Annotated in this window: 20 protein-coding genes and 1 pseudogene; 10 read left to right on the top strand and 11 right to left on the bottom strand. The window is 69.6% G+C overall.

Annotated elements, in window-relative coordinates; genetic code table 11:
• Nucleotides 1–77: 77 nt before the first annotated feature.
• The 4 genes from ABZ721_RS37290 to pflB form a co-directional block, all read right to left on the bottom strand.
• Nucleotides 78–572 (bottom strand): DUF5994 family protein, encoded by a 495-nt coding sequence (locus ABZ721_RS37290; RefSeq protein ID WP_358793250.1) that lies wholly within the window; start codon nucleotides 570–572, stop codon nucleotides 78–80.
• A 43-nt stretch (nucleotides 573–615) separates the two neighbouring features.
• Nucleotides 616–1,110, bottom strand: a complete 495-nt coding sequence (locus ABZ721_RS37285; RefSeq protein ID WP_358793249.1) for a universal stress protein — start codon at nucleotides 1,108–1,110, stop codon at nucleotides 616–618.
• Nucleotides 1,111–1,273: 163 nt separating this feature from the next.
• Nucleotides 1,274–2,002, bottom strand: a complete 729-nt coding sequence (pflA, locus tag ABZ721_RS37280; RefSeq protein ID WP_358793248.1) for a pyruvate formate-lyase-activating protein — start codon at nucleotides 2,000–2,002, stop codon at nucleotides 1,274–1,276.
• Entirely contained in the window at nucleotides 1,999–4,248 is a 2,250-nt protein-coding gene (pflB, locus tag ABZ721_RS37275) for a formate C-acetyltransferase (RefSeq protein ID WP_358793247.1), read from the bottom strand. The genes pflA and pflB overlap by 4 nt, the downstream gene beginning before the upstream one ends.
• A gap of 46 nt (nucleotides 4,249–4,294) precedes the next feature.
• Between pflB and ABZ721_RS37270 the strand changes: the two genes are divergently transcribed.
• Nucleotides 4,295–4,810 (top strand): acetate--CoA ligase family protein, encoded by a 516-nt coding sequence (locus ABZ721_RS37270; protein ID WP_358793258.1) that lies wholly within the window; start codon nucleotides 4,295–4,297, stop codon nucleotides 4,808–4,810.
• 134 nt (nucleotides 4,811–4,944) lie between these two features.
• Here ABZ721_RS37270 and ABZ721_RS37265 read toward each other — a convergent pair whose 3' ends face one another.
• Nucleotides 4,945–5,220 carry a hypothetical protein gene (locus ABZ721_RS37265; RefSeq protein ID WP_358793246.1) on the bottom strand — a complete coding sequence of 92 codons (276 nt, stop codon included), beginning with the start codon at nucleotides 5,218–5,220 and terminating at the stop codon, nucleotides 4,945–4,947.
• Between the two features lie 215 nt (nucleotides 5,221–5,435).
• Between ABZ721_RS37265 and ABZ721_RS37260 the strand changes: the two genes are divergently transcribed.
• The 3 genes from ABZ721_RS37260 to ABZ721_RS37250 all read left to right on the top strand — a co-directional run bounded on the left by ABZ721_RS37260 (nucleotide 5,436) and on the right by ABZ721_RS37250 (nucleotide 6,817).
• A complete protein-coding gene (locus ABZ721_RS37260; RefSeq protein ID WP_358793245.1) occupies nucleotides 5,436–5,699 on the top strand; it encodes a DUF5133 domain-containing protein in 264 nt (87 codons plus the stop codon).
• A gap of 53 nt (nucleotides 5,700–5,752) precedes the next feature.
• Nucleotides 5,753–6,208 carry a universal stress protein gene (locus tag ABZ721_RS37255; protein ID WP_358793244.1) on the top strand — a complete coding sequence of 152 codons (456 nt, stop codon included), beginning with the start codon at nucleotides 5,753–5,755 and terminating at the stop codon, nucleotides 6,206–6,208.
• Between the two features lie 120 nt (nucleotides 6,209–6,328).
• Nucleotides 6,329–6,817: a general stress protein gene (locus tag ABZ721_RS37250; protein ID WP_358793243.1), complete on the top strand. Its 489-nt coding sequence runs from the start codon at nucleotides 6,329–6,331 to the stop codon at nucleotides 6,815–6,817.
• A gap of 171 nt (nucleotides 6,818–6,988) precedes the next feature.
• Here ABZ721_RS37250 and ABZ721_RS37245 read toward each other — a convergent pair whose 3' ends face one another.
• From ABZ721_RS37245 to ABZ721_RS37235, 3 genes are all read right to left on the bottom strand, one after another.
• Nucleotides 6,989–8,683: an alpha-amylase family protein gene (locus ABZ721_RS37245; protein ID WP_358793242.1), complete on the bottom strand. Its 1,695-nt coding sequence runs from the start codon at nucleotides 8,681–8,683 to the stop codon at nucleotides 6,989–6,991.
• Nucleotides 8,680–9,678, bottom strand: a complete 999-nt coding sequence (locus ABZ721_RS37240) for a TIGR03885 family FMN-dependent LLM class oxidoreductase (protein WP_358793241.1) — start codon at nucleotides 9,676–9,678, stop codon at nucleotides 8,680–8,682. The genes ABZ721_RS37245 and ABZ721_RS37240 overlap by 4 nt, the downstream gene beginning before the upstream one ends.
• An 86-nt stretch (nucleotides 9,679–9,764) precedes the next feature.
• Nucleotides 9,765–11,465, bottom strand: a complete 1,701-nt coding sequence (locus ABZ721_RS37235) for an alpha-glucosidase (RefSeq protein ID WP_358793240.1) — start codon at nucleotides 11,463–11,465, stop codon at nucleotides 9,765–9,767.
• 607 nt (nucleotides 11,466–12,072) lie between these two features.
• On the opposite strand from ABZ721_RS37235, the gene ABZ721_RS37230 reads away from it, so the two are divergent.
• Together ABZ721_RS37230 and ABZ721_RS37225 are read left to right on the top strand one after the other, a co-directional pair.
• A complete protein-coding gene (locus ABZ721_RS37230) occupies nucleotides 12,073–12,219 on the top strand; it encodes a hypothetical protein (RefSeq protein ID WP_358793239.1) in 147 nt (48 codons plus the stop codon).
• A 447-nt stretch (nucleotides 12,220–12,666) separates the two neighbouring features.
• Nucleotides 12,667–12,930: pseudogene (locus tag ABZ721_RS37225) on the top strand (ISL3 family transposase); the annotation flags it as partial.
• An 834-nt stretch (nucleotides 12,931–13,764) separates the two neighbouring features.
• On the opposite strand, the gene ABZ721_RS37220 reads toward ABZ721_RS37225, so the two are convergent.
• A complete protein-coding gene (locus tag ABZ721_RS37220) occupies nucleotides 13,765–13,968 on the bottom strand; it encodes a hypothetical protein (protein WP_358793238.1) in 204 nt (67 codons plus the stop codon).
• A gap of 956 nt (nucleotides 13,969–14,924) precedes the next feature.
• Between ABZ721_RS37220 and ABZ721_RS37215 the strand changes: the two genes are divergently transcribed.
• Complete coding sequence (locus ABZ721_RS37215) at nucleotides 14,925–17,282, top strand: discoidin domain-containing protein (RefSeq protein WP_358793237.1); 2,358 nt, start codon at nucleotides 14,925–14,927, stop codon at nucleotides 17,280–17,282.
• A 583-nt stretch (nucleotides 17,283–17,865) separates the two neighbouring features.
• Here the strand turns inward: ABZ721_RS37215 and ABZ721_RS37210 are convergent.
• Entirely contained in the window at nucleotides 17,866–18,906 is a 1,041-nt protein-coding gene (locus ABZ721_RS37210) for an NAD(P)-dependent alcohol dehydrogenase (RefSeq protein ID WP_358793236.1), read from the bottom strand.
• A 94-nt stretch (nucleotides 18,907–19,000) separates the two neighbouring features.
• Between ABZ721_RS37210 and ABZ721_RS37205 the strand changes: the two genes are divergently transcribed.
• Complete coding sequence (locus tag ABZ721_RS37205; protein WP_358793235.1) at nucleotides 19,001–19,606, top strand: TetR family transcriptional regulator; 606 nt, start codon at nucleotides 19,001–19,003, stop codon at nucleotides 19,604–19,606.
• A gap of 54 nt (nucleotides 19,607–19,660) precedes the next feature.
• On the opposite strand, the gene ABZ721_RS37200 is transcribed toward ABZ721_RS37205, so the two are convergent.
• Nucleotides 19,661–20,944 carry an MFS transporter gene (locus tag ABZ721_RS37200; RefSeq protein ID WP_358793234.1) on the bottom strand — a complete coding sequence of 428 codons (1,284 nt, stop codon included), beginning with the start codon at nucleotides 20,942–20,944 and terminating at the stop codon, nucleotides 19,661–19,663.
• 55 nt (nucleotides 20,945–20,999) lie between these two features.
• Here ABZ721_RS37200 and ABZ721_RS37195 point away from each other — a divergent pair, with 55 nt between their 5' ends.
• The gene (locus ABZ721_RS37195; protein ID WP_358793233.1) at nucleotides 21,000–21,998 is read left to right on the top strand and encodes an ArsR family transcriptional regulator; all 999 of its coding nucleotides are present in this window, start codon (nucleotides 21,000–21,002) and stop codon (nucleotides 21,996–21,998) included.
• A 297-nt stretch (nucleotides 21,999–22,295) separates the two neighbouring features.
• Entirely contained in the window at nucleotides 22,296–23,477 is a 1,182-nt protein-coding gene (locus ABZ721_RS37190) for a cellulose binding domain-containing protein (protein ID WP_358793232.1), read from the top strand.
• The last annotated feature ends 166 nt before the right edge of the window (nucleotides 23,478–23,643 follow it).

The raw sequence follows: 23,643 nt of genomic DNA, 5'->3' as shown, positions 1-23,643 counted from the left end.
GGGGGCTGGCCTTTGTACGTCCCGCGGGGGGGGCCGGCCCGCAGGCCGGCCCCGGCTGTGGTCGACTGCTGTCACGCTCAGAGGGCTTCCCACGGAGCCGCATGCGGGGTGGTGTGCCGTACCGACCGCGAGTCGGCCATCAGTTCCCGGACGCTCTGGCGGTTGTCCCCGTCCGCAGCGGCGGACATCAGCCAAGAGGCGCGCTCGGGGTCGCACTCCGGCGGCACGATCAGTAGGTCCCAGCGCCCGACGGTATAGGACAGGAGCAGCAGATCGTCGGGGTCCTGCTCGGCGTCGAACCATCCGACGCTCACGGTATGGATTCCCGCGGGCACCTTCTTCGGGATCTCCGGCCAGCGGTGGGGATTCACCGCGACCCGGGTGATCCGGCCCCAGCGCTTGTCCAGGACCGCGACCAGGGAGGGCAGTTCACGGGACAGGTCACGCGAGCGCGGCCACCAGGCACCGTCCACCATCCCCCGGTCGGCACACTGCGGTTTCAGCAGGATCCGCACTCCCGTGGCGGCGGTCATGTCCAGGTGCGGAGCCGGCAACAATTCGGTGGTGCTCATGATGCGAACCTGTCCCCGGGTCCAAGACCCGGTGTCGTTGCGTTCAGAGTTGTGCGGCGTTGGACTCGTCGCCCGGAACGACCAGCACCGGAAGATGTGCGTGGTGCACGACCTCCGTGCTCGTCGAGCCGAGCCTGAGACGGCCCCAGGAGCTCGCTCCCCGAGAGCCGACCACCAGCAGACAGGCGTCCGCGCTGGCCTGCAGCAGCACCTGCGACGGGCGCCCCGGCCCGACCACGACCTCCACCTCCACCGGAGTTCCGCCAAGCTCCTTCTGCAGTTCGGCGACCGTCTCGGTCACGGCCTGCTCCGCGATGTCACGCAGTTGTACGTACAGGCCGGCGTGGTCCGCCGCGGTCAGCCACTCGTAGCCGGCATAGCGGTCGGGCCCGTAGTCGTAGGCGCAGACGGCCCGCAGCGCGGTTCCGCGCAGCTGCGCCTCCCGCAGGGCGAGGAGCACGGCGTGGCGGGCGGTCGGCGAGCCGTCCGTGCCCACCACGATGGGGCGGTCGGACGTGCTGGCGCTCGTGTCGGACATGGAGCCCTCCGGAAGATGATCGTGCCGCGGTCGATGGTGCAGCGCTCGAGGCCATGACACGGGTGTGCGGTCTCCCGCTCACTGCCCAGCCTCACCGCTGCGGGCGCGGAAGCAGAGGGGCCTGGCAGGTCCCCCAGGGGGGCCCAATGGCCCTGGTCGCGACCTACACGGCCGGCACTCCGTGTTCCCGGAACTGGCCTCGTACCCGTTCCACAAGCTCGGGCTCCGGGGTGGGGGTGTCGCGCAGCACGAAGGGGATGCCGAGATCGTCGTACTTGTGGGTGGCCATCTTGTGGAAGGGCAGCACATCGACCCCCGCGACGTTGCCCAGTCCGGCGACGAAGGCGGCCAGGCCGTCCACCGCGACGGGGTCGTCGGTCAGACCCGGCACCAGCACATAGCGGATCCGGACCGGGATCCCCAGGCGGTCCAGCCGGCCGGCGAAGCTCAGTGTGGGGGCCAGGTCACCGCCGGTGAGCCGATGGTAGGCCGCGATGTCGAAGGACTTGATGTCGAGCAGGACCAGGTCGGTGTCGGCGAGCAGGGCGTCTCCGGCGCGTGCGCCAAGAGCGCCGGAGGTGTCCAGGGCGGTGTGGAGACCCATCTCGTGGCAGCGCTGGAAGATCTCGGCGGTGAAGTCGGCCTGCAGCAGCGGCTCCCCTCCGGTGAGCGTTACTCCCCCGCCGGCGGCGTCGAGGAAGGACCGGTACTTCGCGATCTCCTCCATCACCTCGTCGGCGCTCATGCTGCGCCCGTCACGCATCTTCCAGGTGTCGGGATTGGCGCAGTACAAGCAGCGCAATGGGCAGCCGCTCAGAAAGAGCACGAACCGGGTGCCCGGGCCGTCCACGCCGGTGGACAGGTCCCAGGAATGGATGCGGCCGACACTCACATCGCACCGTGGAAGGTGCGGCTGATGACGTCGAGCTGCTGCTCACGGGTCAGGCGGACGAAGTTGACCGCATAGCCGGAGACCCGGATGGTCAGTTCGGGATACTTCTCGGGATGCTCCATGGCGTCCTCCAGGGTGGTCCGGTCCAGTACGTTGACGTTCATGTGGAAGCCGCCGGACGCGGTGTAGGCGTCGAGGATGCCCACCAGGTTGGAGGCCCGCGTCGCCGGGTCGTGGCCGAGCCCTTCGGGTGTGATCGTCGAGGTCAGCGAGATGCCGTCACGGGCCTGCTCGTACGGGATCTTGGCAACGGACAGGGCGGAGGCCGCCAGCCCGTGGCGGTCGCGCCCGTTCATGGGATTGGCTCCGGGCGCGAAGGGCAGTCCGGCGCGACGGCCGTCCGGGGTGTTGCCGGTGTGTTTGCCGTAGACCACATTGGAGGTGATGGTGAGCACCGACTGGGTGTGCTCGGCGCCCCGGTACGTGGGGTGGCGGCGCAGCTTGGCCATGAAGGTGTGCACCAGGCCGACGGCGATGTCGTCGGCACGGTCGTCGTGGTTGCCGTACGCGGGATACGCGCCTTCGACCTCGTAGTCGGTGGCCAGGCCGGTGTCGTCCCGGATGACCTTCACCCGCGCGTACTTGACGGCCGACAGACTGTCAGCGGCGACCGAGAGCCCGGCGATCCCGCAGGCCATGGTGCGCTGCACGGGGTAGTCGTGCAGCGCCATCTCCAGCCGCTCGTACGCGTACTTGTCGTGCATGTAGTGGATGACGTTGAGGGCGTTGACGTACGTGCCCGCGAGCCAGTCGAGCATCCGGTCGTACGCGGCGGTCAGCTCGTCAGGGTCGAGGTACTCGCCGGTCAGCGGCTCGGTCACTGGGGCGACCTGCACGCCGGTCATCTCGTCGCGGCCGCCGTTGATCGCATACAGCAGGGCTTTGGCGAGGTTGACCCGGGCACCGAAGAACTGCATCTGCTTGCCGACCGCCATAGCGGAGACGCAGCAGGCGATCGCGGTGTCGTCACCGGTGCGCGGACGCATCAGGTCATCGGACTCGTACTGGATGGAGCTGGTGTCGATCGACACCTGAGCGCAGAACCGCTTGAAACCCTCCGGCAGGCGCGAGGACCACAGGACGGTGAGATTGGGCTCGGGGGCGGGTCCGAGGTTGGCGAGTGTGCGCAGGAACCGGAAGGAGGTACGGGTGACCAGCGGCCTCCCGTCGTCCCCGATGCCGCCGATGGACTCGGTGACCCAGGTGGGGTCACCGGAGAACAGGGTGTCGTACTCCGGGGTGCGCAGGAACCGGACGATACGCAGCTTGATCACGAAGTCGTCGATCAGTTCCTGGGCACGGCTCTCGTCGATCCGGCCCTCGGCCAGGTCCCGGGCCAGGTAGACGTCCAGGAAGGTGGAGGTGCGGCCCAACGACATCGCGGCCCCGTTCTGCTCCTTCACCGCCGCCAGATACCCGAGGTAGAGCCACTGCACCGCCTCGTGGGCGGTGCTTGCCGGACGGGTGACGTCGCAGCCGTAGGAAGCCGCCATCAGTTCCAGTTCGCCCAGCGCACGGATCTGCTCGGCGATCTCCTCGCGGTCGCGGATGACCTCGGAGGTGGAGGGCTGGGCGTCCAGTTGTGCGCGCTCGGCCTGCTTGACCTCGATCAGCCGTGATGTGCCGTACAGGGCGACCCGCCGGTAGTCGCCGATGATCCGCCCCCGGCCGTAGGCGTCGGGCAGGCCGGTGATCAGGCCGGCCTTGCGCGCGCGGAGCATCTCGGGGGTGTAGGCGTCGAAGACTCCGGCGTTGTGGGTCTTGCGGTAGGTGCTGAACACACTGGTGACGAACGGGTCCGGCTCGTATCCATAGGCCCGCAGGCTGTTGTCGACCATGCGCAGGCCGCCGTTGGGCATGATCGCCCGTTTCAGCGGGGCATCGGTCTGTAGACCGACGATGAGCTCACGCTCCCGGTCGATCCATCCGGGACGGTGTGACGTGATGGTCGACGGCGTCCGGGCGTCGACATCGAGAACGCCCCGGCGGCGTTCCTCGGGGAACAGCACGGAGACCTGGTGCCACACCGCCAAGGTGCGCGCGGTCGGCCCTGCCAGGAACGAGGCATCGCCCTCGTAGGGGGTGTAGTTGGCCTGGATGAAGGCCCGCACGTCGATGCGGTCGCGCCAGGTCTGGCCGGAGTAGCCCCGCCACGCGGCATCGGACACATCCGTCGTGGATGGCATTGCCACAGTCATCGTCGCCTCGCTCCTTGACAGTTCAGATGCCCTCATGCTGGTTGGCCGGCGGGAGGCCGCCCAGGGCCCGCCGGCCCCCACCGGGCAGCCGTTAGGCCCTGCCCGGCGCACGACCACGGGAACACCGCGCCTTGCCGGCGACCTCGGGGCCTGCGCGCCGATCAGGGCCCGTCGGCCCCCGGGCGCTGCCCCCGCCGGCCCCTGCGCGCGGCCCGCCGACCGCGCGATCGTGGAACGGAACCCGAGGAGCGGGACCGTGATGTCGGCCACCGCTCGCGTACTCTTCCGCCCCATGGTCGGACGCGGCGTCGAACTGATGACCGGGATCAAGCAGGACGACGGGGGCGGTCCGCTCGTCCTCTGCGGACCCAGTGGTATCGCCACCGAACCGCCGGCCGAACCAGCTACCCGGCACACCCCGCTCACCGACCGGGAGGTCACGAGCGCTGCGCGCCGACCCGGGCTGCTCATTGCTGCCCCTGGAACGACACGGCGGCAGTGCGGACCTCGAGGGGCTCAGGACGCAGCTGCGTTTGTCCCGGATGGCTGAAGATCTACCATAAATCGCGGAAGGCGTCCTCGACGCGGCCCCGCCCGGCCGCAACCGGCCGGGCGGCATCCTACTGCGAGCTGCCAGCCGACTGCCGGATCCAGCGGGGCGCCGAACCCGAAACGGGGTAGTCGTCACGGCGGAGGTCGGGAACTGCCCCGGAGGGTACGATGCCCCGCCGCCACTCCGTCGGCGGATACGTCCAGGTCCTTCTCCAGCAGGATCACGTCCGCGGCGTCCTTCGCCACGTCCGTACCGGACTCCACCGAGATGCCCGCGTCGGCGGCGTGCAGCGCCAGCGCGTCGTCGACGCCGTCACCCAGGAACGCCCCATCCCCTCCAGCCGTGCGCCGGATCCAGCGCGATCGGTAAGGGCCGTTCGGCCAGCGGCGGGACCTTCGGCCCCTCACCACGCCCTCAAGAGCAGGGCAAGGTGAGCGCAGACGAAGGAGGCTTCCACCGACATCGAGCTGGCCTTGGGCACGGAGAAGCCCGAAGGGGGCGATCTGGCGGGGGTCACGGATGAGTCTGCTGCCCTTGGGACGGCGATTTCCCGCACCCGCGATCCGCATGTTCGGGCCGCGGACCACCTGTTCCTTCGCCCTGCCCACCGGAAGGTCCCCACATGCTCCTGGCCCACCCCGCGGTACTGCGGAACCTGCTGGAGCGCTACGAAGCCCTGCAGGCACTCGCTCACAGCGCGACGCCCCACCCGGACCTCCACCGGAAACTGCAGGACGTCTCCTACACCTTGTGCATCTCCACCAGTACGCGCGACATCGACGCGGCTCTCATCGCCGCGCGCACCCAGACCCGGTGGAAGCCATCCGCCGCCCGAACACCCACGTTCGCTCCCTCGCGGCACCAGACCCTCGCCCCGTCCCCGTAGAACGTGAACAGCCCCACGAGCCGACAGCACCCTCCCAACTTCAGGAGATCGATATGCCGCAGCATGCCACGGGACCCGTCCGACGCGTAGTTGTCGGCGTCGACGGATCGAAGTTCTCCACCGCAGCGCTGCGCTGGGCGATGTCCTACGCACAACTGACCGGCTGCACGGTCGAAGCCATCACCACCTGGCAGAACCCCGATATGCACGCATACAGCTTCGGGTGGGCACCCGGTGTGATCGACATCAGCGACATCGCCGTGAGCATCCAGAAGAGCCTGGACGAGGCCATCGCCGGCGAACGGGAGCACTTCGACCAGCCGGTCGAAGTGCTGGGCCGGGTGGTGGAAGGTCACCCCGCGGAAGTCCTGCTGGCCGCCGCGGCCGGAGCCCAACTGCTGACCGTCGGCACCAGGGGACACGGCACCATCGCCGGCATGCTCCTCGGCTCGGTCAGTCAGCACTGCGTCCAGCACGCCCCGTGCCCGGTCGTCGTCGTTCCCGAATGACGATCCTGCCGACCGCTCCCGGTACACCCGCTCTGCTGAGGAACTCGTGACCGGATCCAACCCCTCACCTCGCCGGCGACGTCGGACCCGTAACACCATCGACCATGCCGGGAGGCAACCATGATGACCACGACAGCAGTGAAAGCCGGACGCGGACCCATCGCACGGCATCCGGGGGAGCAAGTGTCCCTTGGCTCCTTCCCGACCTATGACGAGGCACAGAGCGTCGTCGACTACCTCGCCGACCATGAATTCGAGGTGGAGACAGCGCAGATCGTCGGAAGCGATCTCCGCATGGTGGAGCAGATCACAGGGCGGCTGAACTGGGGGCGTGCCCTGCTCTACGGAGCAACGAGCGGAGCGTGGTTCGGCATATTGGTCGGTCTCCTGCTCAGCATCCTCAGCACCACGGCATTCTGGAGGGCCATGGCCTGGGGCCTGACCTGGGGCGTGTTGTTCGGCGGGATCTTCGCGCTGATCCAGTTCGCATTGACTGCGGGGCGCCGAGATTTCACGTCCAGAAGCGCCGTCATTCCCAGCCGCTATCAAGTTCTGGTAATGGCTGCTCACGGTGACCATGCGCGATCGGTGCTCGCGGACCGGAAGTAGATGCCAGAGACCTTCGCGCCGCGCTTCCTGAACCCTTCGCCGGGTCCGTCCCCACCTGGCCGGCCAGGGGCCGCAGGGTGACCGTGGTCCCTGCGCAGCCCCGCCCCCGGGGAGTCGACCGCCGAACAAAGCAGTGCGGTCGACGAGCCACCCGGGGGCCCGGGCGGGCGCTCAGCCGGCCGTCGTGCGGTCCGGGTCGTCCCGGGGGGTGTTCACCCGCAGCCAGCGGTATCCGTAGGGCTCCAGTTCGGTGCGGACACTGCCGCCGGCCGCCGCCTTGACGGTGTCGCCGGTGAACAGGTCGGTCAGCAGCCGGCCGCCCCGCAGCCCGGGAACCGTCGTGGTCGCGGCCACCGGACGGTCGCAGAAGTTGTGGACCGCGAGCACCATCCCCTCCGGCAGCGAGGTGACATGGGCCAGCACGCCGGGGTCGTCGGTGTCCAGGACCTCGTACTCACCCCAGGCCAGTTCGGGTGCCGCGCGGTACCGCTCGATCATTGTGCGCATCCGCGCCAGCAACGAGCCCGGGTCGTGCGCCTGGTCGTGGACGTTCACCCGCTTGGGACCGAACGCGCCGCGCACGATCGGGTTGGGCAGGTCGGCGGCGTCCGCGGTGGAGAATCCGCCGCCCTTGTCGGCCGTCCACTGCATCGGCGAGCGCACGGCTTGCCGCCCCTCGGCGGCGAGGTTCTCCCCCATGCCGATCTCCTCGCCGTAGAACAGCACCGGGGTGCCCGGCAGGGTGAACAGCAGGCTGTAGGCCAGCTCCACGCGGCGCCGGTCGCCGTCGACCATCGGGGGCAGCCGGCGGCGCAGCCCACGGTCGTACAGCTGCATGTCCTTGTCGGGGCCGAAGGCCGCGAACACCTCGGCGCGCTCGTCGTCATCGAGCTTGTCGAGCGTCAGCTCGTCGTGATTGCGCACGAACGTCGCCCAGTGCGCGTCGCGGGGAGCTGCGGGGCGCTCGCGCAAGGCGGCGGCCAACGGCGCGGCCTCGCCCCGGGCCATGGACAAATACATCTGCTGCATGCCGATGAAGTCGAAGCACATGGTCAGCTCGTCGCCCCGGTCGGACTGCGGGTCGCCGAAGAACCGCGCGGTGTCGGGATAGGGGAGGTTGACCTCGCCGAGCAGGATCGCGTCACCGCTGCGGCGACCCAGAAAGGCCCGCAGATCCGCGAGGAAGTCGTGCGGGTCGGGCAGTTGGCCGGCGTCGTCCTGGCCGTCGGTCTCCAGCAGGAACGGGACCGCGTCGACGCGGAAGCCGGACAGCCCCAGCTGGGTCCAGAAACCCACGATGCGGGCGATCTCGTCACGCACCGCGGGATTGGCGACATTCAGGTCGGGCTGCTGCTTGTAGAAGCGGTGCAGATAGTACTGGTCGGTGGTTTTGTCGAATTCCCACAGGCTCTGCTCGGCATCGGGGAAGACCACGCCCTTCGGGCCGTCCTCGGGCGGCGTGTCGCACCAGACGTACCAGTCGCGGTGGGCGGAGGTGCGGCTGGAGCGGGCGTCCTGGAACCACGGGTGGTGGTCGGAGGTGTGGTTGACCACCAGGTCCGCGATGACCCGGATGCCCCGGTCGCGGGCGGTGCGCACGAACTCGGTGAAGTCGCCGAGCGTGCCGAGCCGGGGGTCGACGGCGTAGAAGTCGGTGATGTCGTAGCCGTCGTCCCGCTCCCGGGTCGGATAGAAGGGCATCAGCCACACGCAGGTCACGCCCAGGCGCACCAGGTGGTCGATCCGCTGGGTCAGGCCCGCGAAGTCGCCGGTGCCGTCACCGTTGCTGTCCTGGTAGGTCTCCACGTCCAGGCAGTACACGACGGCGTTCTTCCACCACAGGTCGGAGGTCCGGGTCAGTCTCATCGAACATTCTCCGCAACGTAGGGCTCGGGACGGGTCACCGCGAGCTGGGGCAGCACCTGTTCGCCGAAGGCGTCGATGAAGGCGCTCTGCTCCCGCCCGACGTGGTGCAGCATGATCGCGTCAAAGCCGAGGTCGGCGTACTCCTGCAGCCAGGCCGCGTGCTGGGCAAGGTCTGCCGAGACGTTGACGGCCTCGGCGACCCGCTCGGGCGAAACGTGCTCGCTGACGCTGTCGAACAGCTCCGCCGAATCCAAATCCCAGCTCACCGGCGGGCCGTGCACATTGGTCCGCCACTGGTCGTGGGCCAGGGCGCGCGCAGCGTCCGGGTCGGGGTCCCAGCTGAGGTGGGCCTGCAGATGCAGCCGACCCACGCCCCCCGCCGAACGGTAGGCGTCCACGATCCGGCGCAACGTCTCATGCGGGGCGTTGACCGTGATCAGACCATCGGCCCACTGGGCGCACCAGCGCGCGGTGGCCTCACTGCACGCGGCCCCGACCAGCGGCGGCACCGCCTCGGGACGGGTCCACAGCCGGGCCCGGTCCACGGTCACCAGCCCGTCATGGCTCACCTCCTCGCCGCGCAGCAGCGCCCGGATGATGTCCACGCACTCCAGCAGGCGCGCGTTGCGCACGTCCTTGCGCGGCCACCCTCCGCCGGTGATGTGCTCGTTGGACGCCTCGCCACTGCCCAGAGCGGCCCAGAAGCGGCCCGGATACATCGCGCCGAGACTCCCGATGGCCTGCGCGATGATCGCCGGGTGGTAGCGCTGCCCCGGCGCGTTGACGACCCCGAACGGCACCTGGTCGGTGGCCTGCAAGGCCGAGCCCAGCCAGGACCAGGCGAAGCCCGACTGGCCCTGCCGTTCACTCCAGGGCGAGAAGTGGTCCGAGCACATGGCGGCGGTGAAACCCGCCTCCTCCGCGCGGACGGCCGCGGCCAACAGCTCCGCGGGAGGCACCTGTTCGTGCGAGGCGTGGAATCCGTAGACGGTCATGGGGTGCGCGTACCCCGTGTCGGCGCAATCAGCGCGATCGGCACGAGGTCACCGGAACCGCCGTGGGTCACCGGGTCCGCAGTGGGTCATCGGGTCCGCCGGTGCACCCTGGCCTCCCAGGGCGCCAGCACCAGGCGGCCGGGAGGCGCTGCCACGGAGGGGCCGTTGCCCAGCACGAGTTCGGCGCCTTCCCAGCCGGCGGGCAGGTCCGCGGCCACCTGCTCGCCGGTGAAGTTGCCGACCACCAGCAGGCGCGTGCCGCCGAACGCGCGCGTGAACGCGTAGATGCGCTCGTCGTCCGGCAGCAGCATGGTGAAGTCGCCGTGCACCAACGCCGGTTCGCTGTGCCGCAGAGCGATCAGCCGGCGGTAGTGATGGAAGACGGAATCGGGGTCCGCGCGGGCGGCGGCAGCGTTGATCTCGGCGTGGTCGGGGTTGACCGGCAGCCAGGGCGTGCCGGTGGTGAACCCCGCCTGCGGCGAGGCATCCCATTGCATGGGAGTCCGGGCGTTGTCCCGGCCCATCGCCCGCAGGCCCGGCAGGACCTCCTCGGGCGTCGCCCCCGCGCGCAGCGCCTGCTCATAGTGGTTCAGGGACTCGATGTCCCGAAAATCCCCGATGGAGCGCAGCGGCGCGTTGGCCATGCCCAGTTCCTCCCCCTGATAGATATAGGGAGTGCCCCGGTGCAGGTGCAGCACGGTGGCCAACATGGTCGCGGAGCGCGTGCGGTAACGGGGGCTGTCGTCGCCGAACCGCGAGACCACCCGCGGCTGGTCGTGATTGTTCCAGTACAGGCTGTTCCACCCGACGTCCGCAAGACCGGTCTGCCAACGGCCGAGGGACGCCTTGAGATCGGTCAGCCGCAGCGGGCGCGGGTCGAACTTGTCGCGGCCATGGTCGAGCCCGACGTGCTCGAACTGGAAGACCATGTCGAGCTCGGCGCGCAGCGGATCAGTGAACAGCCGCGCCTGCTCGACCGTCACCCCCGGCATCTCCCCCACCGTCAGCAGCCGCCCAGGACAGCGGGCCATCACCTCCCGGTGCATCTCCTGCAGGTACTCGTGGATCCGCGGCCCGCACACGAAATGGGGCGAGCCGTCGCCGAACAGGCCGTCGCCGCGCAGTACGCCGTCGGGCAGGGCCGGGTCCTTGGAGATGAGGTTGACGACATCCATCCGGAAGCCGTCCACACCCCGGTCGAGCCACCAGCGCATCATGGCGTAGACGGCCTGCCGCAGATCCGGGTTCTCCCAGTTCAGGTCCGGCTGCTTCGGCGAGAACAGGTGCAGGTAGTAGGCGTCACTCGCGTCGTCGCGCGTCCACGCCGAACCCGAGAAGAACGACCCCCAGTTGTTGGGCTCGCGGCCCTCGCGTGGCGCACGCCACCAGTACCAGTCGCGCTGGGGGCTGGCCGGGTCGCGCGACTCCACGAACCAGGGGTGTTCGTCGGAGGTGTGATTGACGACCAGGTCCATGACCAGCTTCATCCGGCGGTTGTGGACCGCGGCCAGGAGGCGGTCGAACGCCGCAAGATCCCCGAAGACGGGATCGATGTCCTGGTAGTCGCTGATGTCATAGCCGTTGTCGGCCTGCGGAGAGGGATACACCGGAGACAGCCACAGCACGTCGACGCCCAGCGCCGCAAGGTGGTCCAGGCGTCCGGTGAGGCCGGCCAGGTCGCCGATACCGTCCCCGTCGGAGTCCGCGAAACTGCGCGGGTAGACCTGGTAGACGACCGCTGACTTCCACCACTCCGGATCGCCTTGCGCCACACTGTCAGCAGCCACCGGCCGCCTCCTCTCACCGCGAACATCCACACGACAAGCTCTCCTGGGAACACGTCAGCGGTCGCCCCGACCGAACCGGCAACCACTACTCCATCCCTGCTCGCATTTCGGCGAGGGAACCATGGTCCGTCGATCTTGCCGGCCGGCACGCTCCCCGCACCCCCAGCGGGGGCGAGATCGACTCCCGGCGGGCCTGTCTCCGATGATCCAGCCCCGGACACACGATTGCCCCGTGTCACCCCCGCTCAAGGGCCCTGCTCCAGCCCTCCCCTCCCCTCCCACCTATCCCTGGACAGGCCGGGCAGTTGGGCAGCGCCCGTCCTGCTGCCCCCGTGGCGTCCCGGGAACGCTGGGATGCCCTGACTGGGAGTGCCGGCGCCCGCCTCCCCCGGCGGACGCAGCGCCTGCTTCGCGGTAGCGACCAGGACGAACACCCACAGCACTCGGTGAGCTCCAGGACCTGCTGCAGCGGGATGCTGATTACGGCCAGGACCAGCTCGACGTCACGGCCATGGCTACTCGGCGCAGCAAGAACCGGCACGCCGCCTGACGCCGAACCACACCACGGTCCGGCCGCAGCGGGGATCCATCCGCCGGCCCAGCGGCGATGAGCCTGACATCCCTGACCGCGGAGACCCTCGACGCCGTGGCCAAAGTGGACCGCATCGCCCTGCTGGTGGTCAAGGCCAAACGGAGCAAAGCGTGCTCGGGGTTCGCGCCGGTATTCGAGGCGGCATCCGCTGACCGCGTGTAGGCGGACCGACCCGACCTGTCCAGGGGCGGGACACCCGCGCCTACCCACGCCCAGCCGCGAGCCTTTCCCCGGCGGACGGGTGAGACGCGCACACGACCCCACCACCGCAACCACCCCGCACGCGGCAGCCCGGGCCGCGCGCAGCCGAGGGCGCCGCACCGGTGCCCCCGGCTCCGGGTCCTGTGTGAAGACGTCGAGACGGGCCCGGATGTCGGCAGATCGGCGCGAGAAGCCTTTCACGGGTAGTCGACTCCGGTCGAGGCGACTCGAGGAGAAGCTCTCAGGAGCCTCGGCGGTACATCACGAACAGCTTGCCGTCGTGGGCGGGTCCTCGGTCCCATCTTGCGCCGTGCCGGAGAAGTGCCGCGCAGAGCAATGGTGATCACGTAGGACCGCAGCGCCTGCTGGAGAACGGAGATGACCGCACTCGCCGATCTCATAAGCGGCTTCGCCGCCCTGCTGAAACCAGGCGAGGGCAAAGACGTGGAACTCACCGATTGCACCACGGTCGCCCGCCCCGTCGATCCGCCCTACCCGCGCAGCTTCACCAATGGCCTCAAAATCGACCGGCTTGCCGCGAACTCCGGCCTCGCGTTGCCCTAACACAACGGACGCACCGAGGGCGTCAACACCCGCACCGAAAGGATCATGCGGCAGATGCGCGGACGCGCCGGATTCGATCTCCTCCGCCACCGAATCCTCCTGCCCTGACGGAAACCAGCGTCACCGACGACTACGAGCCAGACCCAACTTTCGGACAGTCCCGACGGCGACGCATCACCGCTTTGTGCAGCACCCGTCCGCTGACGTTGCCGCCAATTATTCCCGTCAGACAATACAGCTGTCCCACCGGAAACCAGATCCCGGTGGGACACTGTGAGGCTTCTCCTCCCCGGAGTGTTAATCGGGACCGGCGTTGGGGCCACCTTCGGGAGAGGAGCCAAACCCTAGGCATCCGACCACTCTGAGCGGTTGTGGATCAAGGTAGAGGGGAAATATATATCCGGCTCGTTCACGATCGTCCACGTAGGCCACAAGAAGTCCCTGCTCGCCTTTTTCGGCAAGACTCGCAAGGCATTCAACGACCCCGACAGTCGGCTTACCACGCCGTTGAAGGCTTCTCACCCTCCCGCGAAGGATGCCCCGAAGCCTCGACGCCGGAAGGGGCTCGAGCCAGATCTCGAAAGGCGCTCCAGAAAGCAGTGCATTCTTGGCCTGGATGCTGGCCTCGGAGTCGGAATCGAATGCGGCGATCAGTACACTCGCAGAAGCTTCGTTCATCTTATTGCCTCCTGACGGGCGACCAAGTCTCCCCGAGGTCGAAGCATATATCGTCGGCCCCGATTTCATTAGCGATGAAATGTTCGTCTTCGAAGAACCTTGCTGGGTCGCCATATCCCCAGTTCGGCGGTATGACCGACTCGCGCGAGGGCCGCGTCGTGTATCCCCTCGCGGCGAGCGCACATTGCCATTGGCAAGGCGCTCTCGTAGCGCCCCAGGCTCAACTCCACACCAGACAGGAGGGCAACGAGGATACGAAACAACCTACGGAAAATCGTCGAGGAGAGGCCTTGCGTGTTGCAGCATGAGAGAGATGGCTCGGACATACTCGCCATCATCTTCGATAACGAGCAAACGGCTTGACTTCAGATTGCAGATCGCCCCTGCGGTGATTTCAGAGCGAATAACAACCCATCCTTCCTCGCTCCCTTCCCACACATGAGAAAATTGATCGTCGGCGCCGTCCACTAATTACTCCAGTCCGTCGCAAATTACTCCGTCCCGCCGCCAGGATACCCAATTACCCGGCCGCTGGGACTGGTTCACACCAGACGTCGAACTGCGCTCCGGACATGAGTGCGTCTTTATCGGCCGCAGCGGCTTCTGAATTGAGCTTAGATACTGCCAGCAGCTCTCCCCTGGATACTCCGTGCATCTCTTCATTCGACAACACTTCTCCAAGTTATTCCGAATTAAAAGCTGATTTCTGGGGGCGAAACTTCTCCAACGAGAAGAAGGTGCTCGCTCACGTGCCGCACGAGCCGATGTCCCCGCACCTGGTAGCGGGTGACCCGGTGACGGCTCTCGTGGCACCGGGTATCCATCCTCGAGATCCGGCCGGCGTGACGATATGCCTGAGCGAAGCGGCGTCGTCGCGATCGCGGCGGAAGCGAGGCGGTCCACGCCACCGCGAACGTGTGCGCCGGACCGGTGGTGTCGTGATCGGCCGCAGAAGGGGAGGCTCGCACGGCCTCGCCCTGCCCTGGGCGCGGGTGGCTTCCCGGCACCTTGGCCTCCGCCGGATTCCGGCACCGCTTGCTGGCTGCCGTCGCCGTTCATGAACGTCGTGCCGCCGACGGGTGCCCGACGCCAAGGCCGACAGCCCGTCGTGAACATGCCCGGCGCGTTGCACACGCCGTCCCCGGGCTCCGGGCGGCGGTTGGGAGGCAGGCTCCGCATCCGGCCACCTCCGCGCCGAAGGTACGGACCAATGACTCAGGGTCGGACAATTCCATGTGGGCAGATGTCTAGACCACTTGGCGTTGGGGCGGTAGCGTCCTCGCACCGGCCGACCGCCACCCGGGTCTGCCACCCCGCTGTTTCCCCCCACCGGCCGCACCACCACACCCCCGGCGACAGCGGCCCGGCCGGCCCGCGCCGCTCGCCTTCGGCACCTCCACCCCCACCCACCCGAGGTAACTGCCATGACGCTCCGTGCACTGCACCAATCCGCCAGAGCCACCGGAGTCCTGCTGGTCGCCGCATCACTCCTCGTCCTCCCGACGGCTGTCCCGGCCCACGCGGCCGCCCCGGCGAACCCCGCTCCCGCCGTCGTGCCCGCCCTCCAGCAATGGACCGGCGGCACCGGACGGGTGGTGTTGAGCGACACCAGCCGGCTCGTCACCCCCATCGGGGCCACCGCACCGCTCCGGCAGCTCGCCACCAAGACGGTCAGCGACGCAGCCGAGCTGACCGGCCTCCACCTCACGGCGGCCACCGGGACAGCCGCGGCCGGCGACATCCTGCTGACGGTCGACCCGACCGCCGACTTCGGCGCCGCGCTGCCCAACCTGAAGGCCGAGGCGTACCGGCTCGAGATCACCAGCGGCAAAATCACCATCACGGCCGGAGGCCAACAAGGCGCCATCCACGGGGTGACCACCCTTTTGCAGACCGTGGTCGGGTCAGCCGACCACCGCAGCCTGCCCACCGGCGCGGCAGTCGACTTCCCGAACTACCCGGTGCGCGGGTTCATGCTGGACGTGGGCCGCCGGTACTTCACGCCCGAGTTCGTGCGCTCCTACATCCGGTGGATGGGCTACCAGAAGCTCAACACCCTGCAGATCCACCTGAACGACAACGAGATCAGCCCACCGGGCGGCAACTGGTCCCTGGCACAGTCCGCCTTCCGCCTGCAGAGCGACAACCCGGCCTTCGCCGGCCTGGCCGCCACCGACGGCGTCTACACCCGGGCCGACTGGGACTCCTTCGAGGACACCGCGGCCGCCGTCGGCGTCACGCTCATCCCCGAGATCGACGCTCCCGGCCATGCCCGGGCCTTCACCAAGTTCCGGCCCGAACTGGGCCTGAACGGCGGCAACTCCGACCACCTCGACCTGGGCAAACCCGCCACCACCACCTTCATGAAGTCCCTCTACGCCGAGTTCACCCCCTGGTTCCGCGGACCCCACGTCCACATCGGGGCCGACGAGTACGACAAGGCTTACGTCAACCAGTACCAGAGCTACATCAACACCATCGCCCCTTACGTGCGCAGCCTCGGCAAGCAGGTCAGCATCTGGGGCAGCTTCTCCACGATGTCGGGCGGCGGCTCCGGCTACGACCCCGACCTGACCGTCAACAGTTGGAACAACGGCTGGTACGGCCCGCGGCAGGCCATCGCCGACGGCTACCACGTGATCAATTCCAACGACAGCCTGCTGTACGTGGTGCCGTTCGCCACCTATTACCACGGCCAGGGCCTCGACGGCGCGTCGATCTTCAACTCCTGGGAGCCCAATGTGTTCCCCGGTGACCAGACCCTCGCCAAGCAGGACCCGCACCTGCTGGGCGCCATGCCGGCGGTCTGGAACGACCTGGTCCACGCGAGCTATACCGAACTCCAGGTGCACGCTCTGATCGAGAAGAGCTTCCCCGCCCTCGCCCAGAAGATGTGGTCCGGCACCCAGGCCGGAACCGACTACCCAGCCTTCCTGAACACCGTCCGCGCCATCGGCCAGGGTCCCGGCACCACCTACCTGCCCGACACCCTCGGCTCCAACGATGTCCACGCCGATCTCGCCCTCGGCCGCACCACCACCGCCTCCTCCACCGAGACCCCCACCCTGCAACCGTCCAACGCCACCGACGGCCTGCCCGACACCCGCTGGGCCAGCGCCGCGACCGACAACCAGTGGCTGCAGGTCGACCTCGGCTCCGTGCGGAGCATCACCTCCGCGACACTCACCTGGGAGGCCGCCTTCGCCAAGGACTACGACCTGCAGCTGTCCACCGACGCAACGACCTGGACCACCGTCTCGCAGCAACGCGGCCACACCACCGCCGGCACCGACACCCTCACCTTCCCCCCGACCAACGCCCGCTACGCCCGCATGCAGGGCATCACCCGCGCCACCACCTACGGCTACTCCCTCTACAGCCTCGACGTCCGGGGGGCCGGCGACCTGGCCGCCGGCAAGCCCGCCGCGGCCAGCTCCAGCGAGACCCCCTGGTTCACCCCGGAGCTGGCCTTCGACAACAACGGCACCACCCGCTGGGCCAGCGCCTACAGCGACAACCAATGGCTGCAAGTCGACCTCGGCAGCGTCCACAGCCTCCGCAGCGCCTCACTGGCCTGGGAGACGGCCTTCGCCAAGGACTACGACCTGCAGCTGTCCACCGACGCAACGACCTGGACCACCGTCTCGCAGCAACGCGGCCACACCACCGCCGGCACCGACACCCTCACCTTCCCACCCACCAACGCCCGCTACGCCCGCATGCAGGGCATCACCCGCGCCACCACCTACGGTTACTCCCTCTACAGCCTCCGCCTGACCTGACCCGCCCCGTGCTCCCGCCGGCGTCCGGCCGGCGGGAGCACGCGCGGGGCCGGGTCGCCTCCCCAGCCGGCACGTCGCCCTCCGCTGCGCTCACGGCAGCACCGCTGGCAGCACGCCAAGCCACCGCCGTCCTACGTCCGCCTGCCGTCCCACTGCTCCCGGCGGGCGGGAACCGGCGCGGACCTGCTGGGACCGGAGGCAACGGCTCCTCGATCCCGCAGGAGACCTGATACTCGACGGGGCCGGCGCGCCCAGGAAGCGGCTCAGCACCGCGGCGGTGCTGAGCGAAGACCACCAGGGGCGTCCCGTCCCGGCGCCGATCGTCGACCGTGCGTCCCCGGGGACCCAGATCCCGCTGCACCGCACGACGGGTGACACTCGTCCCCGCTCATCTGCCGGTCACACTGGGGCACAGCTGCGCCACCAACAGCCGCGCCCACCATCGATCATGACCAGCCGTGTAAGCGCCGCGTCCACGCCGATCCCCATCGCAGCCAGCATTGATGGGCCACTGCGGTCCTCGGCCCGGGCCGTGCGTGCGCCGTTCTCCGGCCCGCACGCCATGGCCCGGCCCACCGTCTCGTCAGTCCAGGTCGGACAGGTCGAGCACGAAGCGGTAGCGGACGTCGTTGCGCCGGAGGCGGTCGAGTGCCGTGTCCGCCTGGGACGACGGGAGCACTTCGATGTCCGCGGCGATGCTGTTGTCGGCGCAGAACTGGAGCATCTCGGCGGTGCCCCGGCGGCCTCCGCTGCCCCCGGAGCTGAGCTTCTTGCGGCCGATGAGCAGGTCCATGGCCTCGACGGTGACCGGCCCCAGGTACCCCAGCAGGCTGAGGGTGCCGTCCATCGCCACCAGGTGCAGATACGGGCCGAGGTCGTGCGGCGCGGAGATGGTGTCGAGGACGACGTCGAAGGTGTCGCGGGCCGCGGCCATCTGCTGGGGGTCGGTGGAGGCGATGAGGTCGTGGGCGCCGAGCGTGCGGGCGTCGTCGCGCTTGTCCGGGGTGCGGCTGATGACGGTCGTGGTGGCGCCGAGCGCCACGGCCATCTTGACCGCGAGGTGGCCCAGGCCGCCGAGGCCGGCGACGGCGACGCGACTGCCGGGGCCCACGCCGAGGGAGCGCAGGGGTTCCCAGACGGTGACGCCGGCGCACATCAACGGGGCGGCCGCGGCCGGGTCGAGGCCGGAGGGCAGCGGGTAGGCGAAGGTGGCGCGCACGACGTACTCGCGGGCGTAGCCGCCCAGGGTGGTCGACCCGTCCTGCCGGTCGGTGCCGCCGTAGGTCAGGGTCGGGAAGGCGTGGCAGAAGTTCTCCTGTCCGGCTGCACACATCGCGCACACGCCGCAGGAGTCGACGATGTTGCCCACCGCGACGCGGTCGCCGACGGAGAACCTGGTCACCGCGGGGCCGGTCCCGGTCACCACTCCGGTGAATTCGTGACCGGGCACCAGGGGCGCGTCCGCGCGGGGGTCGTAGGCGTGCAGGGCGTGCAGGTCGCTGTGGCACACGCCGCAGTAGTCGACCTGCACCGCGAGGTCGTCGGGGCGTAGGTCGCGGCGCTCCAGCGACACGCGCCGCAGCGCCGTCGGGCCGGCCGCCTGCCATCCCATGGTCGTGCGCATACCTGGCTCCTTAAACAGACTGTTCGGTCTGTTGCAGCGTACGCGCGGCCACGCCCCCAGGCAAACCAACTGTTCTGTTTGATAGGGTGGGGGCATGCCGGAACAGCCCCAGACCTCGCGCGGCGCCGCGACCTATCAGCGCATCGTGGACGCCGCCACCGAAGAGTTCGCCCAGCACGGCATCGCCGGGGCCCGCATCGAACGCATCGTGACCGCAGCGCGCACCAACAAGGCACAGCTCTACGCCTACTTCGGCGACAAGGAACGGCTCTTCGACGCGATCTTCCTCAGCTCGCTGGAGCGCATCACCAACGTCGTGCCCATCGACGCCGACGATCTCGCGGACTGGGCCGTCCGTCTCTACGACGAATACCTGCGCCGCCCCGACCTGATCCGACTGGCGACCTGGACACGACTGGAGCGCCGGCCCGCCGGGCATCTCATCGAGACCCACCAGCACTACGACGACCGCAAGCTCGCGGCCATCGCCGAAGCCCAGGCCGCCGGGCGGGTCCGCGCAGGTGACCCGTTCGACCTCATGGCCATGGTCATCGCCATGTCCATGGCCTGGTCACCGGTCAGCAACGTCTACGCGGCCAGCAGCCAAGAACCCGATGCCGTCCATGACCAGCGCCGCGCCCTGCTCCGCGACTGCGTCCAGAGCGCCACCGCGGCCGGCCCAGGCGACGCATCCCCCTGACGGCCACCGTCACCTCGGGGGACGCGCACGCACGCAGGTGAAGGGCGACGGCCGCTACCCTGGCTCACCGCGCCAGGCGCCGTCGCGGCGGGCCCAGCGCACGGCGGGGGCGAACGCGAGGCCCGCGGTGGTGAAGAGGATCGCGAGGGCGATCCAGCCCGCGGTGCCGTGGTCGATGGCGGTCAGGGTGATCAGGGCGGGGCCGGCCATCGTCGCGGCGGAGAAGCCGGCGTAGTAGACGCCCTGATAGACGCCTTGGGCGCGGGCGTCGGCGAGGGCGTAGCCGAGGGTCCAGCCGCCGGCCGCGGAGAGCACTTCGGCAAAGACCTGGATCACCGCGCCGGCGGCGAGTACGACGACCGCCCACAGCGGGGGCAGGCCGGCGGTCAGGGCGAAGACGAGGCAGGCCGCGCCGAGCAGGAGCCCCGCGCGGCCCATCGCGTGCACGGCGCGCGGCAGGTCGTCGACGGAGCGGGTGATGCGGACCTGCAGGAGGGCCACCAGGGCGCAGTTGAGGATCGCGATCAGCGCGACCGACCAGCGTGGGGCGTGGGTGTTCTGCGCGACCCACAGCGGGAGGCCGATCTCCAGGAGGCTGTACTGCAGGACCAGGATGCCGTTGAGGACGGTGACGGTCAGGAAGGGGAGGTCGCGCACCGCCCGCCAGCGGCTGAGCGGCGCGTCCGGCGCCGCGACCTGCTGCGCTGTCGCGCGGCGGACCGGCAGCCGCCACACCAGCAGCGCCGCGCCGGCGAAGCAGGCCGCGTTGACCAGCAGCATCACCGTGTACGCGCCCCGGGTGTCGGCCTGCAGCGCCAGCATGCCCCACGCACCGCCGAGGCCCATCGCCACGTTGGTCACCATCCGCAGATGGGCGCGCCCCTCCACGCGGGTCGCGGGCTCCATCACGTCCGCGTACAGGTGGCTGCGCACGCCGGAGCTGGACTGGTTGACCGCCGCGAAGCAGATGACCGTCAACAGGAAGCCCGCGTAGGAGTCGATCAGCGTGTACGCGGCCATCAGCGTGCCGCAGCCCAGCCACAGGGTGGTCAGCACGGGCCGGCTGCCGTACCGGTCGGAGCAGCGGCCGGCGGCCACGCCCGCGACCAGGCCGCACAGTCCGGCGACCGTCAACCCGATGCCGACCGAGGTGGTGGACAGGCCCACGATGCGGGTGAAGTACAGGACCAGGAGGGGGAAGACCAGGCCGCGGCCGAAGGCGTTGAGGAGGGTGAGCAGGGAGAGTTGGCGCAGCACCGGGTCGGTGGGCAGGAAGCCGGCGAAGCGGGTGGAGGGCGGGGTGGGGGTCGTCGGCGCGGGGACAGGTGGGGTGGTCACGGACCCATCCCAGGGCACTGTCGGCGTGCGCGGCATTGGTTTAGGGTTCCGCTAAATGATCGAGTTCCTGTTCGGTGTCGATGATCTGGCCCGTACGTCGTTCGCGTACTCGCCGCTGCAGGAGGCCGCGTTCTCGCTGCGGGCCTGGCACGACCCGGTGCGCTACCCGTTCCAGCGGCCCTGGCTGCGCAGGATGCGGGCCGCCTACGACCGCCAGGACCGGGAGGTCCTGGACGCGATGGTCACCGGGCGGATGTGGATTCCGGACTTCCTGACGCCGCGTCCGAGCCGGGCGCGGCCCACGTTCGCCGAGGAGCTGCGGCTGCTGCGGGCGACCCCGGCTGCGACCGTGACCGTGGGGCTGCGCGACGCGTACAGCGACGGCGAGCCGCTGCCCGCGGTGCTCACCGGTCCCCCGGACCGGCTGCTCGCCCGGATCGCCGACGCGTTGGAGGCGTACTGGAGCGACTGCCTGGCCGACGCCTGGTGGCCGCGCGCCCAGTCGGTCTTCGAGGCGGACCTCGCCTACCGGGGGCGGGTCCTGGCCGAGGAGGGGGTCGAGGCGCTGTTCGCCGGGATCGACCCGCGGCTCGCCTGGGACGGCGAGCAGGCGGTGCTGCGGCTGATCCCTCCGCACGACCGGGGTGGTTGGTGGCGGGAGCAGGTGGCCGTCGCGGGGCGCGGCATGGTGCTCACCCCGACGCTCTTCGCGCGCGGGGCCCAGCCGCTGTGCACCCCGCAGCTGCCGCCGGCGCTGTTCTATCCGGCGCGGGGCCGCGCCCAGCTCGGCGAGACGCCGCCGCCGGTCGCCGACCACGCGCTGGCCCGCCTGCTGGGCACCGCCCGCGCCCGCATCTTGCTGCTGCTGGCCGAGCCCGCCTCCACGACGGAGCTCGCCCACCGGCTCGGGGTCACGCCGGGCGCGGTCAGCCAGCACCTGTCCGTGCTGCACGAAGCCGGCCTCCTGCTCCGCGTCCGGGTCGGGCGCAGCGTGCGCTACCGCCGAAGCGACCTGGGCGACGGCTTGTGTCGCGCCGACGATTGCGCCCCGTGATGCCTGCGGCCGCTTTCCCCGGCTCGTAGGCGCACGCTGCCCCCGGGCGGGGGTCGCGCACCCCGGTGTGGCGTCAGGCATTGGCTGCGGCGACCCCGTAGTGCTTCAAGACCCGAAGCTTGACGGTCGCAACTCGGCTTATATGGGGCGCTTCTTGGGCAACAGGCCGTCCGCACCCATGCGTTGGTCACAAGTCTTGAAATTTCTCTTGCGACGCGGCCCGGGCGCCTCATACAGTCCGCAGCCAACCCCCCATTGGGAGCGCTCCCACTTCTCGTCGTGCCTCGAAAGGACAGCATGAAGATCCCGCTACGCTCCGTCCGCTCGATCCGCTCGATCGCCACCGTCGCCGCCCCCGCCCTGCGCCTCACCCGCGCGGCCGTGTCCGTCGCGACAGCCGTCCTCATCGCGCTCGCCACGCTCGGCGCCCTGCTCGCCGTCGCCGCGCCCGCGCAGGCGGACACGTTGATCTGTGAACAGTTCGGCTCCACCACGGTCGGCGGCCAGTACGTGGTGCAGAACAACCGCTGGGGCACCTCCGCGACGCAGTGCGTCAACGCGACCGCCGGCGGCTTCCAGGTCACCCAGGCCGACGGCTCGGTGCCGACCAACGGCGCCCCCAAGTCCTATCCGTCGATCTTCAACGGGTGCCACTACACGAACTGCTCACCGGGCACCAAGCTCCCGGCCCAGCTCAGCGGCATCAGCAGCGCGCCGAGCAGCATCGCGTTCACCTACGTGGGCAACGCCGTGTTCGACGCCGCCTACGACATCTGGCTCGACCCGCAGCCCAAGACCGATGGGGTCAACCGCACCGAGATCATGATCTGGTTCAACCACGTCGGGGCCGTCCAGCCCGTCGGGGCCAAGGTCGGCACGGCGAACGTGGCCGGTCGCAGCTGGGACGTCTGGACCGGCAACAACGGCGGCAACGACGTCATCTCGTTCGTGGCGCCCTCCCCCATCGCCGGCTGGAGCTTCGACGTCAAGGCGTTCACCAACGAGACCGTCGCCCGCGGCATGGCCCAGAACTCCTGGTACCTGACCAGCATTCAGGCCGGGTTCGAGCCGTGGCAGAACGGCGCGGGCCTGGCCGTCACCTCCTTCTCGTCCACCATCAACCTCGGCGGAGGCGGCGGCGGCGGAGGCGGCGACACGCCGGCCGGCTGCAAGGTCACCTACGGCACCAGCGTGTGGAGCAACGGCTTCACCGCGAACGTGACGGTGGCGAACACCGGCTCCGCCGCCGTCAACGGCTGGAAGGTCGGCTTCACGCTGCCCTCCGGCCAGGCGGTCACCAGCTCCTGGAACGCTGCGCTCAGCGCCTCCTCGGGCGCGGTGGTCGCGTCGAACCTTCCCTACAACGCCCAGATCGCGGGCAACGGCAGCCAGTCGTTCGGCTTCCAGGGCACGTACTCCGGCAGCTTCACCAAGCCGGGTCAGTTCACCTTGAACGGTGCGGCCTGCACGGTCGCCTGACCGCCGGATCGCGATCGCACCGGCCAGTGTGTGGTGGGGGGGGGGGGGCGGGTTTGGGTGGGGGGGGGAGTTTTGGGGTTTGGGGGGCGGCGGCCGCGGGTTGGGGTTGTTGGTTTGGGGCCCCGCCGGTTCCGGCCGCCCCGGCCCGCTGCCCGCCGGCGAAGAC

This window comes from Streptomyces sp. NPDC006733, assembly GCF_040636125.1.
GTDB lineage: Bacteria > Actinomycetota > Actinomycetes > Streptomycetales > Streptomycetaceae > Actinacidiphila.
The sequence above is the reverse complement of the archived record's forward strand: the minus strand, read 5'-3'. Positions and strand labels throughout refer to the sequence as shown.

Bases quoted from the DNA above. Each gene is read 5' to 3' on its own strand.
- ABZ721_RS37240 (WP_358793241.1), bottom strand. From the start codon at position 9,678: ATGACCGTCTACGGATTCCACGCCTCGCACGAACAGGTGCCTCCCGCG.
- ABZ721_RS37210 (WP_358793236.1), bottom strand. From the start codon at position 18,906: ATGCGCACGACCATGGGATGGCAGGCGGCCGGCCCGACGGCGCTGCGG.
- ABZ721_RS37245 (WP_358793242.1), bottom strand. From the start codon at position 8,683: ATGAGACTGACCCGGACCTCCGACCTGTGGTGGAAGAACGCCGTCGTG.
- ABZ721_RS37205 (WP_358793235.1), top strand. From the start codon at position 19,001: ATGCCGGAACAGCCCCAGACCTCGCGCGGCGCCGCGACCTATCAGCGC.
- ABZ721_RS37290 (WP_358793250.1), bottom strand. From the start codon at position 572: ATGAGCACCACCGAATTGTTGCCGGCTCCGCACCTGGACATGACCGCC.
- ABZ721_RS37270 (WP_358793258.1), top strand. From the start codon at position 4,295: ATGCTGGTTGGCCGGCGGGAGGCCGCCCAGGGCCCGCCGGCCCCCACC.
- ABZ721_RS37215 (WP_358793237.1), top strand. From the start codon at position 14,925: ATGACGCTCCGTGCACTGCACCAATCCGCCAGAGCCACCGGAGTCCTG.
- ABZ721_RS37255 (WP_358793244.1), top strand. From the start codon at position 5,753: ATGCCGCAGCATGCCACGGGACCCGTCCGACGCGTAGTTGTCGGCGTC.
- ABZ721_RS37190 (WP_358793232.1), top strand. From the start codon at position 22,296: ATGAAGATCCCGCTACGCTCCGTCCGCTCGATCCGCTCGATCGCCACC.
- pflB (WP_358793247.1), bottom strand. From the start codon at position 4,248: ATGCCATCCACGACGGATGTGTCCGATGCCGCGTGGCGGGGCTACTCC.
- ABZ721_RS37285 (WP_358793249.1), bottom strand. From the start codon at position 1,110: ATGTCCGACACGAGCGCCAGCACGTCCGACCGCCCCATCGTGGTGGGC.
- ABZ721_RS37230 (WP_358793239.1), top strand. From the start codon at position 12,073: ATGAGCCTGACATCCCTGACCGCGGAGACCCTCGACGCCGTGGCCAAA.
- ABZ721_RS37195 (WP_358793233.1), top strand. From the start codon at position 21,000: ATGATCGAGTTCCTGTTCGGTGTCGATGATCTGGCCCGTACGTCGTTC.
- ABZ721_RS37250 (WP_358793243.1), top strand. From the start codon at position 6,329: ATGATGACCACGACAGCAGTGAAAGCCGGACGCGGACCCATCGCACGG.
- ABZ721_RS37260 (WP_358793245.1), top strand. From the start codon at position 5,436: ATGCTCCTGGCCCACCCCGCGGTACTGCGGAACCTGCTGGAGCGCTAC.